This window comes from Lentzea sp. NPDC060358 (genome assembly GCF_042725365.1).
Classification (GTDB): Bacteria; Actinomycetota; Actinomycetes; order Mycobacteriales; family Pseudonocardiaceae; genus Lentzea.
Map to the genome: position 1 here is coordinate 1 of NZ_JBHXCW010000247.1, position 10,855 is coordinate 10,855.

Sequence of the window (10,855 nt, forward strand, 5' to 3'; positions counted from 1 at the left end):
GGGGGGGGCCCGCCCCGCCCGGACAGGACGGTCCCACCGCACTCCGTCACTCCGTCAGGTCGATCCGGGCGTGCGGACCGCAGAAGCCGGCGACCCGGTCGAGGAGGGTGAGCAGCACCTCGGCCGCGTCCTCGTCGCCGGCCCGGTCGACGCCCGCGGTCAGCTCGGCGACGAGGGCGGCGCGGCCGGTCCCCGCCGAGTTGGCGGACTTGAGCTCCGCCACCAGGCGCTCGACGTCGCCGCCCGACGCGGTGGCGTCCACCAGCTCGGCCCGTTCCTCGGCGTTCACCGACGCTCCCTCCGCGGTCGCACACGCCACGGCGGGTACCGGGGCGAGCTGCCACTGGTTCGCGGTGGCGTGCACGTAGTCACGGTACGTCTGCAGCGGCATCTGCACCCCTGGCGAGATGAAACCGTGGTTCAGGTTGTGCGGGTCCGCGACGTACTGCAGCTGTTTCGGCGTGAGCACATCCGTGTCGAGCTGCCACACCCGCAGCGCCGCCTTGGTGCTGCTGCCGTTCCACGGCGGGCCCTTCGGGCGCCGGTGCACGGGCAGGTTGCACCCGCTGCCCGGTGAGACCGACGTCCCCTGCGGCGAGCCGGAGTTGGTCGGCGCCACCCAGAGGACGTCGTTCTCCACGTAGGTCACGACATCGGCGTTGCGGACACCGAGCTCGTCACCCCCGTTGTCCCCGACCTTCGGCAGCCCGGTGGCCGTGACGAGCAGGATTCCGCGATACACGATCGGCATCTCGGACCGCCTACCTGGGGTGGCTGTGGTTGTACGCGACGAAGCAGTAGCTCGCCACACCGGCCGGGTTGTCCTGCACGTCGTGCGCGGCGGCGGTGACCATGTAGCAGTCGACGATCAGTCCGTCCGGGAAGTTGTAGCGCTTCGAGAACGGCGTCCACTGGAGCGACTGCTCCTTGAACCGGGCGGCGAACAGCTGGGCGAGGTTCTGCGACAGCTCGATCGAGTCCGACGGCGCGATGGAGTCCTTGAACACGGTCTGCAGGTACGTCGTGATGTCGGCGATCCCGTTGTCCTTGTCCCAGACGATGATGTCCTCGGCCGCCGCGATGGGCAGGTCACCGGTGGTCGGCTGGGACCGCAGACCCTGGTAGTAGTAGCCGTACTGGGACGCGAAGTTCGTTTCGCAGTACTGCCACGTGTCGGCGGAGATGATGCTGCCGTCATCCCCCGTCGACACCGCGGCCTCGGATCTCTTGCCGGCGTAGACATCGCCGGCGAGCAACGCCTGCGCGGCCTTCGCGAGCGCTTCCAACGCGATCGGCGCGAGGATCTTGACGACTGTGGTCACACCTTGGCCCATGACCGACCTCCTGGTTGACGTGACTGTCCATTCGGGGCACAGCCAGGAGTACGGCATCGTGAAGATCCAACCAACAGAGCGCGTCACGAACATCCGGTCGTGAACACCGAATGGGTGACGCCATCACGCTCAGCAATACGCGGGAGGTGACGCGTCAGCGCCGGACGATTCCCCGTTCGATCGCCCCGCAGGCGAAGTCGACGAGCTGGGCCGGCCTGACCCGGTTGATGCGGGCGCCCTGCAGCAGCAGGTCGTCCGCGAGCCCGATCAGCGTGTCCCACACCCAGTGCGGCAGCGCCGGGTCGTCGACCAGCTCCTGCCCCGACTGCCCGGCGGTCTCCCGCAACGCCGTCGCGAGCGCCCTGAGCGTCTTGCGGTAGTCCTGCGCGGACCCGGCGGCCTCCTTGCCCCGGCGGCCACCGGAGAGCACCTTGGCCTCCCACTGCGCCGCCGAGCGCCCGAACCGCCGCCAGAAGTCGGTGACGAGCGGCTGGACCTCCTTGAGCACGCCGACGACGCCGAGGCCGCGGTCGACGGAGGCGAGCGCGCGCTGCAGCTCGTCGTGACGGCGTCCCATCAGCGCCGCGAACACGTCCTCCTTGCCGGAGAAGTACTGGTACACGGTGCCGGAGCTGACGCCGGCGCCCACCGCGATCGCGCGCATGGTCAGGCCCGCGTAGCCCTGGTCGTCGAGGATCAGCTCGGCCGACGACAGGATGTCCCGCCGCCTGCCCTCCGCGTCACCCCAGGCCGTCTGCTCGGTGCTCACGTCGGCCAGCCTAACTTGAACAACGTTCAAAAGCATGTTGAACGTTGTTCGATTTACTCCTACCCTCGGTGGCGTGGACCACCTCGACGCACTCGAAGCCGACAGCATCGACGTCTTCCGCGAGGCCGTGGCGGAGAGCGAGCGCCCGGTGCTGCTGTACTCGGTCGGCAAGGACAGCTCGGTGCTGCTGCACCTGGCGCGCAAGGCGTTTCACCCCTCGAAGCCGCCGTTCCCGCTGCTGCACGTCGACACGACGTGGAAGTTCCGGGAGATGTACGCGTTCCGCGACACCACGGTCCGCGAGCTCGGCCTGGAGCTGATCGTGCACCGCAACCCGGACTGCGTGGCGGCGGGCATCAACCCGTTCGACCACGGCTCCGCGCGGCACACCGACCTGTGGAAGACCCAGGGGCTGCGGCAGGCGCTCGACGCACACCGGTTCGACCTCGCGTTCGGCGGCGCCCGCCGGGACGAGGAGGCCTCGCGCGCCAAGGAGAGGGTGTTCTCGTTCCGCACCGCGCAGCACCGGTGGGACCCGAAGAACCAGCGGCCCGAGCTGTGGCGGCTCTACAACACGCGGGTGGCGCCCGGCGAGAGCATCCGGGTCTTCCCGCTGTCGAACTGGACCGAGCTCGACGTGTGGCGCTACGTCGAACGCGAGGGAATCCCCGTGGTGCCGCTGTACTTCGCCGCTCCCCGCCCGGTGGTCGACCGCGACGGCCTGCTGATCATGGTCGACGACGAGCGCATGCCGCTGTCCGGGCAGCCGCGGCGGGAACTGGTCCGGTTCCGCACGCTCGGCTGCTACCCGCTGACCGGCGCCGTGCGCAGCGAGGCCCGGACCGTGGCGCAGATCGTCGAGGAGATGCGGACCGCGACGACGTCCGAACGCCAAGGGCGGCTGATCGACCACGACCAGAGCGGATCGATGGAGCGCAAGAAGCGGGAGGGCTACTTCTGATGGGCACCCCCGGACCGGCGGAGACCCTGCGGTTCATCACCTGCGGCAGCGTCGACGACGGCAAGAGCACCCTGATCGGCCGGCTGCTCCACGAGTCGAAGCTGCTCTACGCCGACCACCTCGCGGCACTGGAGGCGGACTCGCGGCGGGTGGGCACCCGCGGCGGCGAACTGGACTTCGCGCTGCTCGTGGACGGGCTCGCCGCGGAACGCGAGCAGAGCATCACGATCGACGTGGCGTACCGGTTCTTCGCGACCGACGCCCGGCGGTTCATCGTCGCGGACACCCCGGGCCACGAGCAGTACACGCGCAACATGGTCACCGGTGCGTCCACGGCCCAGGCGGCGGTGATCCTGCTCGACGCGCGCAAGGGCGTCCTCGACCAGACCCGCCGGCACGCCCGGATCGTGTCGCTGATGGGAATCCGGCACGTGGTGCTGGCGGTGAACAAGCTCGACCTGCTCGACTACTCCCGCGACGTCTTCGACGACGTCTGCGCCTCGTTCGCCGAGTTCGCCGCCGAGCTCGGCTTCGCGGAGACCACCTGCGTGCCGATGTCCGCGACCGAGGGCGTCAACGTGGTCGGCCGCGGCGAGCGGACGCCCTGGTACGACGGGCCGACGGTGCTGCAGTGGCTGGAGGCGGTCCGGCCGGGCACGACGGCCGGCGGCCCCTCGCGGTTCCTCGTGCAGTGGGTCAACCGGCCGGACTCCTCGTTCCGCGGGTTCTCCGGGCGGGTGCTGGGCGGCACGCTGCGCGCGGGCGACGAGGTGTGCGCGGGCGGTAGGAAGTCCACTGTGGACCGGATCGTCACGATGGGCGGCGACCTGCCCGAGGCGCCGACCGGGTCGTCCGTCACCGTCGTGCTGTCCGACGACGTGGACGTGAGCCGCGGCGACGTGCTGGCCGCCGCCTCCGACCCGCCGGGCGTCGCCGGCTCGTTCCAGGCGCACCTCGTCTGGCTGCACGAGACGGGACTGCTGCCGGGCCGGCAGTACCTCGCCAAGATCGGCGCCCGCACCGTCGGTTTCACCGCCACGAAACCCCTGCGGCTCAACGAGATCGGCACCGACACCGTGCACTTCGACGCACCCGTGCCGTTCGAGGGCTACCGCACCAACCGCGACCTCGGCTCGTTCGTCGTGCTCGACCGGCTCTCCAACGCCACGGTCGGCGCCGGGATGATCGACTTCGCGCTGCGCCCGGCGGACGTCCGCTGGCAGAACCTCACCGTCGACAAGCGGGCACGGGTCGCGCGCAACGGGCACCGGCCGTGCGTGGTGTGGCTGACCGGGCTGTCCGGCGCGGGCAAGTCCACGATCGCCGACCTGGTCGAGAAGGCGCTGCACGCCGAGGGCCGGCACACGTTCCTGCTCGACGGCGACAACGTCCGGCACGGCCTCAACTCCGACCTCGGGTTCGGCGACGCCGACCGGGTCGAGAACATCCGGCGGATCGCCGAGGTCGCCGCGCTGATGGTCGACGCCGGACTGATCGTGCTGGTCTCGTTCATCTCGCCGTTCCGCGCGGAACGGGCGCTCGCGCGCGACCTGGTCGAGGAGGACGAGTTCTGCGAGGTCTTCGTCGACACGCCGCTGGAGGTCGCGGAACGGCGCGACCCGAAGGGCCTGTACCGCAAGGCCAGGCGCGGCGAGCTGCCGAACTTCACCGGGATCGACTCGCCCTACGAACCTCCCGAGCGGCCCGAGCTCCGGCTCGACACGACCGCGCTGAGTCCCGAGGCGGCCGCCGAGGCCGTGGTGGCACGACTGCGTGCGCTCGGCGTCTGGTGAACGTTGTCCAATTTCGTGTACGTTCAGCTAGAACACGTTCTAGATTCGGGAGGCATCCGTGCCGGACGAGGCGTGGTCGCAGTTCTGCCGGGCGCTCGAGAAGGCCGGCGAGGTGGTCCTCTCCGGGCCGGACACCCCGCTCGACCGGGCGGAGGGCCACCGGTACCTCGCCCGGCTGACCCGCGAGATGCTGTACTCCTGCCTGGACAACGCCGATCCCGACTTCCCGCGCTTCCACGAGCTCGACCTCGTCAAGATCGGCGCGGACAACCCCGACAACGTCTACCTGTCCGCGAACATCCGCGGCGACCGCACGTACCGGATCACCGGCAGGCGCGGCACCATCGCGTACTTCAGCATCGGCTCCAAGGCCAACCGGTACGCCAAGGACGGCACGATGGCCTCGACCGGCGAGCTGTCCGGCGCGGACCTGGAGGTGGCACCGGACGGCACGGTCGAGATCATCGCGAGCGCCGCCGAGCAGCCGGGGAACTGGCTGCCGCTGGCGCCCGACTCGACCGGTCTGGTCGTGCGCCAGACCTACCTCGACCGCACCTGCGAAGTGCCCGGCCAGTGGCACGTCGAGCGGGTGGGCGGCCCCCCGGCACCCGCCGGGCTCACGCCGGAGTTCCTGGCCAAAGCGCTGCAACGGGCCTCGTTGTCCGTGCACGGCACCGCGGCCACGTTCGCGCACTGGACCCGCACGTTCATGAAGCGCCCCAACGAACTCCCCGACTTCGGCCAGGAGATGTTCCAGCGCGCCGGCGGCGACCCGGAGATCTTCTACCTGCACGGGTACTGGGAGCTGGCGCCCGGCGAGGCGTGGGTCGTCGAGACCGACGTGCCGGACTGCCCGTACTGGAACTTCCAGCTGGGCAACTGGTGGATGGAGTCGCTCGACCACCACCGCCGGATCACGGTCAACAAGCACACCGCGACGCTGTCCCCCGACGGCCGCCTGACGATCGTCGTGGCCGCGCGGGACCCCGGCACCGGCAACTGGATCGACACGTGCGGGCACTCGTCCGGCACCGCGCTGCTGCGCTGGCTCGGCGCGGGCGAACACCCGATCCCGCAGTGCCGCGTGGTACCCCTGGAGGAGCTCCGATGACGGTCACGACGTCGCTGAACGCGGGCGAACTGGTCGAGAGGGCCTGTGCGAAGACCGGCCTGGCCGACTTCGGCGACGACTGGTTCCGCGAGCCGCTCGACGTGCTGGTGCACAGCCTCAACACCGAGGCCGCGCTGTCCCCGCTGGGCTTCGAGCTGACCCGGCACCGGCTGACGGCGCTGCTCTCGGACCGGTTGCGGCTGCGCGAGCTCCAGCGCGCGCACCCCGAGGTGCTCGACGCCGAGGTGCGGGTGGCGGCCGAGATCTGCGGCCTGCCGCGCACCGGTTCGACGCTGCTGCACCGGCTGCTGTCGGCCTCGCCGCAGGTCACGTCCACGCTGTCGTGGGAGGTCGCCTACCCGCTGCCGTTCCCCGGCGAGGGCCTTGACGCGGAGCTGCGCAAGAACCGGGCGCGGGAACGCATGCGGGCGTTCGCGCAGCTCTCCCCCGACTTCGGCGACCTGCACACGGTCGTGTGGGACGGGCCGGAGGAGGACGTGCTCCTGCTGGACCGGACGTTCGTGTCGATGAGCTTCGACTCGTTCTACCGGGTGCCGGCCTACGGCGACTGGCTGCGCACGGCCGACCAGCGGCCCGCGTACCGCGAGCTGCGCGAGTGGTTGCAGGTCCTGCAGTGGCAGAACCCGGGCCGCTCGCAGCCGTGGGTGCTCAAGTCGCCGCACCACCTGACCGCCGTCGGCACGGTGCTGGACGAGTTCCCGGAGTGCAAGATCGTGATGACCCACCGCTCGCCCGTGAACGCCGTGCCGTCCTACGCCTCGATGGTGCGCGCGATGACGTCGCAGTACAGCGACGAGGCCGACTCCGTCCTCATCGGACGGTACTGGTCGCGCCGGTTCGCGAAGACGTTGCGGGACTTCACCTCCGCACGGGCGGACCGGCCGGACCGGTTCGTCGACGTGCGGTTCGCCGACACCGTCGGCAAGCCGCTGGAGGTCGCCCGGCAGGTGCTCGACGCGCTCGGCCTGCCCGCCGGCCCGGCCGACGACGCGGCGTTCGAGGCCTACCTGGCGCACAACCGCGAGGAACGGCACGGCTCGCACTCCTACACGCCCGAGGACTTCGGCCTGTCCGAGGACCAGCTGCGGCGTGACTTCGCCTTCTACTCGGAGGTCTACCTGTGATGCTCCAGGACGAGGTCGTGGTGATCACCGGCGTCGGGCCCGGCCTGGGGTCGAAGCTCGCCGTCCGGGCCGCGGCCGAGGGCGCGAAGGTCGTCATGGCCGCGCGTTCCGCCGAGGTGATGAAGCAGGTCGAGGAAGACGTCTTGACCGCGGGTGGCGAGGCCGTCGGCGTGCAGTGCGACGTCCGCAGGACCGAGGACGTCGCCCGGCTCGTGGAGATGGCGGTGGACCGGTTCGGCACGATCACCGGCCTGGTGAACTCGGCGTTCGGGCATCCGGGTTTCTTCGACCTGCTGGAGACGCCGGAGAAGGCGGTGCGGCGGTCGATGGACATCATCCTGTTCGGCGCGCTGAACGTGACCCGCGCGGTCGTGCCGCACATGAAGGCCGCGGGCCGCGGTTCGATCGTCAACATCGGCACGATGACCACCCGCAAACCGATGCGCGGCGAGGCCGGGTACGCGGTGGCGAAGGCGGCCATGGCGACCGCCACGCAGTTCCTGGCGCTGGAGCTGGGCGAGCACGGCATCCGCGCGAACCAGGCGGTGCTCGGCTGGCTCGACGGACCGGGCGTCCGCTTCTACCTCAAGCTCACCGCGGAGTCGCGCGGACTGTCCGAACAGGACGTCTACGACGAGATCGCCGCCCGCAACCCGCTCGGCCGCATCCCGGCCGACGAGGCGTGCGCCGGCGCGGTGCTGTTCCTGTTGTCCCGGCTGGCCTCCGAGGTCACCGGCGCGGTCCTGGACGTCAACGGCGGGGAGTACATGCCGGCATGAGCGACCTGCTGATCGAGTCCGCGACCGTGGAGATCGACGCCCCCGCCGAGTTCGTCTGGGACGTCCTGCTCGACTACCCGAACTACCCGCGGTGGAACCCGTACACCGTCGCCGTCGACACCACGCTGGAGATCGGCTCGCCGATCGACCTCACCCTGCCCCGGCCCGACGGCGGCGAGGGCACCTGGGTCAGCCGCGAGTACGTGCGCGCCGTCGAACCGCCCCGGTTGCTGCGCTACGACACCGGTGACACGTTCCCCGGCCTGCTCGGCGTGCGGGACCAGGTGATCACCCCGCTCGGGCCGGGCAGGTGCAGCTACCGCACGTTCGAGACGTTCACGGGCAAGCACGCGCACGCGGTCTTCGCCGCTCAGGGCGCGTACGTGCAGAACGGGTTCGACTCGGTGGCACGCGCGTTGCGGGAGCGGGTGGCGGGGCTCATCGCGGCACGCTGAGCAGCTCCCCGGCCGGTGGTGAGTAGTTGTACCGATGTCCCCCGCAGCCCCCACCGGCACTCTCGGGGTGTGACCGAAATCGACCGTGGCAAGCTCGCCTCGCTGGCCGGCTTCGCCACCCCCGCAGTCCTGCTCCTGCTGACCGCCGTCGCCCTGCTCGACAACACGCTGGGCTGGCAGGGCGGCGCCTACGTCGTCGCGTTCTTCTGGATCGCGCTCGGCTCCGCCCTCGCCGGCGGCCTCGTGCGGACCGCCGCACCGGCGCCGTGGCGCGCGGCCGGGTCCGGCATGGTCCTCGCGGGCACCGCCGGAGTGGTGCTCTTCCTCGCGCTGGTCGTGGCGATCGCCTGGAGCCTGTCCTCCGTCACGCACTAGTGCGGGCCTGCGACAGGCCGCGCAGCACCTGGTCCAGCGCGTGGGCCAACTGTTCGCGGTGCCCGTCGAGCACGCCCGAGGTGGCGCCGCCGACCGTCGCCTGCGCGACGTCGTCGGTCGCCACCCTCAGCACCGCGCTCATCGCGGCCGCCTGCACCCGCACGTCGATCGCGTCCGCCGGCCGGCCGAGGCGGCGCGCGAGGACGTCCACCAGCGCGTTCTCGGCCCGTTCGTGCAGCATCAGGTAGACGGCGCGCAACGCCGGTTCGCCGTGGGTGAGCCGCACGACGTCGAGCACCGAGTCGACCGTGCTCTCCGCCGACGAGTCGACCACCGGCGTGTAGGCGGCGCGCAGGTGGTCGATCAGCTCCAGTTCGGCCGGCCAGGCGCGCAGGACGGCGCAGAAGGCGTCGACGCTCTGCGCGAGCAGCGGTTCGACGCAGCTCTCCTTGTGCGGGAAGTGGCGCCAGAACGTGCGTTCGGAGACGCCCGCGGCCTGGGCGATCTGCTCGCCGGACGTGCCGGCCACGCCCTGGGCGGCGAACAGCCGCACGGCGTGGCGGGAGATGTCGAGCCGCTGGCGTTCCCGCTGCTCGTCGCTCACCGGCGGCCGGCCCCGGCGAGGCTTTTCTGCCGCAACGTCCGTCATCGGGCGATTTAAGCACGTCACGGCGTCGGAAGATTTATTGGCAGCATCTGCCAGAAAGCGCTACGGTCGGTGCATGAGCATTGACGCAGAGCGCCTGAAGCTGCCGCTGCCCAGGCCGAACGTCCTCGACCTCGCTCCGCTGTACGAGGTGCTGCGGCGCGAGGCGCCGATCGCCCCCGTGACGACGCCGGCCGGCGACCCCGCCTGGCTCGTCACCCGCTACGAGGAGGTCCGCCTCCTGCTGGGCGACAAGCGCTTCGGCCGGTCGCACCCCGAACCGGACAAGGCGTCGCGCATCTCCACCTCCGCCGTGCAGGACGGCCCCAGTGGCGAGTACGAGACCGAGGAGGTCGACCACGCGCGCATGCGCCGCCTGCTGACGCCGGCGTTCTCCGCCAAGCGGATGCGCATGCTGGGCGAGAACATGGAGGAGCTCGTCGACGGCTACCTCGACGCGCTCGTCGCCGAGCACGAGACCACCGGTGTCGTCGACCTGCACCGCGGGCTCGCGTTCCCGTTGCCCGTGGCCATGATCTGCCGCCTGCTCGGCGTGCCGCAGGAGGACAACGAGCTGTTCTCGTCGCTGTCCGAGCGCATGGCGAGCACCGAGATCGGCGAGGGGGCCCACCAGGCGCGGGAGGAGTTCTTCCGCTACATGGTCGGGCTGGTCGAGACCAAGCGAGGGCAGCTCGGCGAGGACGTGATCTCCGACCTCATCCGCGCGCAGAGCGAGGACGAGGCCTACGACTACGAGCAGATGGTCCGCCTGTGCGTCGGCCTGCTGTTCGCGGGCCACGAGACCACGGTCAACCGCATCGGCCTCGGCGTGCTGTTCCTGCTGACCGAGCGGTCGCGCTGGGAGGCGCTGGTCGCCGATCCGGACGGCCGCGTCGACGCGGTGGTCGAGGAGGTCATGCGCCTCGGCGCGCCCGGCGACCTCGGCCTGCTGCGGTACGCGAAGGAGGACGTGGACCTCGCGGGCGTGACGATCCGCGCCGGCGACGCCCTGGTCCTGTCGATCAACGCGGCCAACCGCGACGCGGGCGTCTACAGCGCGGCGGAGGAGTTCGACCCCGACCGGCCGGAGCGGACGCACCTCGGCTTCGGCCACGGCGCGCACTTCTGCATCGGCGCCTCGCTGGCCCGCACGGAGCTGCGCGTGGTCTTCTCCGCGCTGGCGAAGCGACTGCCGGACATGCGGCTCGCGAAGGAGCTCGGCCAGCTGGCGGTCCGCCCCACCCTCACCGGCGGCGTGTCCGAGCTGCCCGTCACCTGGAGGTCGGCGTGAAGGTCGTGGTGGACCAGGGCAAGTGCGTCGGCGCCGGGCAGTGCGTGCTGGCGGCGGACGACGTGTTCGACCAGCGTGACGACGACGGCCTGGTGGACCTGCTGGACGCGAGCCCGCCCGCGGCGCGGCTCGCGGACGTGAAGCACGCGGCGGCGGTCTGCCCGGCCTCCGCGATCGCGGTCGAGGAGTGAGATGG

13 protein-coding genes are annotated in these 10,855 nt (G+C 71.1%); 9 read left to right on the plus strand and 4 right to left on the minus strand.

The window, feature by feature from the left end; genetic code table 11:
• Positions 1 to 46 precede the first annotated feature (46 nt).
• The 3 genes from ACFWGZ_RS34305 to ACFWGZ_RS34315 form a co-directional block, all read right to left on the minus strand.
• Positions 47 to 751, minus strand: coding sequence for a hypothetical protein (locus ACFWGZ_RS34305; protein WP_382455742.1), 705 nt, complete (start codon positions 749 to 751; stop codon positions 47 to 49).
• Positions 752 to 761: 10 nt separating this feature from the next.
• Positions 762 to 1,334, minus strand: coding sequence for a hypothetical protein (locus tag ACFWGZ_RS34310; protein WP_382455743.1), 573 nt, complete (start codon positions 1,332 to 1,334; stop codon positions 762 to 764).
• 154 nt (positions 1,335 to 1,488) lie between these two features.
• On the minus strand, positions 1,489 to 2,103 hold the full coding sequence (locus ACFWGZ_RS34315) for a TetR/AcrR family transcriptional regulator (RefSeq protein WP_382455744.1): 615 nt from the start codon (positions 2,101 to 2,103) through the stop codon (positions 1,489 to 1,491).
• A gap of 34 nt (positions 2,104 to 2,137) precedes the next feature.
• Between ACFWGZ_RS34315 and cysD the strand changes: the two genes are divergently transcribed.
• From cysD to ACFWGZ_RS34350, 7 genes are all read left to right on the plus strand, one after another.
• Positions 2,138 to 3,064 (plus strand): sulfate adenylyltransferase subunit CysD, encoded by a 927-nt coding sequence (gene cysD / locus ACFWGZ_RS34320; protein ID WP_382455745.1) that lies wholly within the window; start codon positions 2,138 to 2,140, stop codon positions 3,062 to 3,064.
• Positions 3,064 to 4,857, plus strand: coding sequence for an adenylyl-sulfate kinase (gene cysC, locus ACFWGZ_RS34325; protein ID WP_382455746.1), 1,794 nt, complete (start codon positions 3,064 to 3,066; stop codon positions 4,855 to 4,857). Before cysD ends, cysC begins: the two co-directional genes overlap by 1 nt.
• A 58-nt stretch (positions 4,858 to 4,915) precedes the next feature.
• Positions 4,916 to 5,968, plus strand: coding sequence for a DUF1214 domain-containing protein (locus ACFWGZ_RS34330; protein WP_382455747.1), 1,053 nt, complete (start codon positions 4,916 to 4,918; stop codon positions 5,966 to 5,968).
• Positions 5,965 to 7,113, plus strand: a complete 1,149-nt coding sequence (locus tag ACFWGZ_RS34335) for a sulfotransferase family protein (protein WP_382455748.1) — start codon at positions 5,965 to 5,967, stop codon at positions 7,111 to 7,113. The genes ACFWGZ_RS34330 and ACFWGZ_RS34335 overlap by 4 nt, the downstream gene beginning before the upstream one ends.
• On the plus strand, positions 7,113 to 7,892 hold the full coding sequence (locus ACFWGZ_RS34340; RefSeq protein WP_382455749.1) for an SDR family oxidoreductase: 780 nt from the start codon (positions 7,113 to 7,115) through the stop codon (positions 7,890 to 7,892). The genes ACFWGZ_RS34335 and ACFWGZ_RS34340 overlap by 1 nt, the downstream gene beginning before the upstream one ends.
• Positions 7,889 to 8,347 carry an SRPBCC family protein gene (locus ACFWGZ_RS34345; RefSeq protein WP_382455750.1) on the plus strand — a complete coding sequence of 153 codons (459 nt, stop codon included), beginning with the start codon at positions 7,889 to 7,891 and terminating at the stop codon, positions 8,345 to 8,347. The genes ACFWGZ_RS34340 and ACFWGZ_RS34345 overlap by 4 nt, the downstream gene beginning before the upstream one ends.
• A 69-nt stretch (positions 8,348 to 8,416) precedes the next feature.
• Positions 8,417 to 8,722 (plus strand): hypothetical protein, encoded by a 306-nt coding sequence (locus tag ACFWGZ_RS34350; protein ID WP_382455751.1) that lies wholly within the window; start codon positions 8,417 to 8,419, stop codon positions 8,720 to 8,722.
• Here ACFWGZ_RS34350 and ACFWGZ_RS34355 read toward each other — a convergent pair.
• On the minus strand, positions 8,712 to 9,371 hold the full coding sequence (locus ACFWGZ_RS34355) for a TetR/AcrR family transcriptional regulator (RefSeq protein ID WP_382455752.1): 660 nt from the start codon (positions 9,369 to 9,371) through the stop codon (positions 8,712 to 8,714). The two genes, ACFWGZ_RS34350 and ACFWGZ_RS34355, sit on opposite strands and share 11 nt — an antisense overlap.
• A gap of 73 nt (positions 9,372 to 9,444) precedes the next feature.
• On the opposite strand from ACFWGZ_RS34355, the gene ACFWGZ_RS34360 reads away from it, so the two are divergent.
• Together ACFWGZ_RS34360 and ACFWGZ_RS34365 are read left to right on the plus strand one after the other, a co-directional pair.
• On the plus strand, positions 9,445 to 10,659 hold the full coding sequence (locus tag ACFWGZ_RS34360) for a cytochrome P450 (RefSeq protein ID WP_382455753.1): 1,215 nt from the start codon (positions 9,445 to 9,447) through the stop codon (positions 10,657 to 10,659).
• On the plus strand, positions 10,656 to 10,850 hold the full coding sequence (locus tag ACFWGZ_RS34365; RefSeq protein WP_382455754.1) for a ferredoxin: 195 nt from the start codon (positions 10,656 to 10,658) through the stop codon (positions 10,848 to 10,850). Before ACFWGZ_RS34360 ends, ACFWGZ_RS34365 begins: the two co-directional genes overlap by 4 nt.
• Positions 10,851 to 10,855: the final 5 nt, after the last annotated feature.

Bases quoted from the DNA above. Each gene is read 5' to 3' on its own strand.
- ACFWGZ_RS34305 (WP_382455742.1), bottom strand. From the start codon at position 751: ATGCCGATCGTGTATCGCGGAATCCTGCTCGTCACGGCCACCGGGCTG.
- ACFWGZ_RS34310 (WP_382455743.1), bottom strand. From the start codon at position 1,334: ATGGGCCAAGGTGTGACCACAGTCGTCAAGATCCTCGCGCCGATCGCG.
- cysD (WP_382455745.1), top strand. From the start codon at position 2,138: ATGTTGAACGTTGTTCGATTTACTCCTACCCTCGGTGGCGTGGACCAC.
- cysC (WP_382455746.1), top strand. From the start codon at position 3,064: ATGGGCACCCCCGGACCGGCGGAGACCCTGCGGTTCATCACCTGCGGC.
- ACFWGZ_RS34335 (WP_382455748.1), top strand. From the start codon at position 5,965: ATGACGGTCACGACGTCGCTGAACGCGGGCGAACTGGTCGAGAGGGCC.
- ACFWGZ_RS34340 (WP_382455749.1), top strand. From the start codon at position 7,113: ATGCTCCAGGACGAGGTCGTGGTGATCACCGGCGTCGGGCCCGGCCTG.
- ACFWGZ_RS34345 (WP_382455750.1), top strand. From the start codon at position 7,889: ATGAGCGACCTGCTGATCGAGTCCGCGACCGTGGAGATCGACGCCCCC.
- ACFWGZ_RS34355 (WP_382455752.1), bottom strand. From the start codon at position 9,371: ATGACGGACGTTGCGGCAGAAAAGCCTCGCCGGGGCCGGCCGCCGGTG.
- ACFWGZ_RS34360 (WP_382455753.1), top strand. From the start codon at position 9,445: ATGAGCATTGACGCAGAGCGCCTGAAGCTGCCGCTGCCCAGGCCGAAC.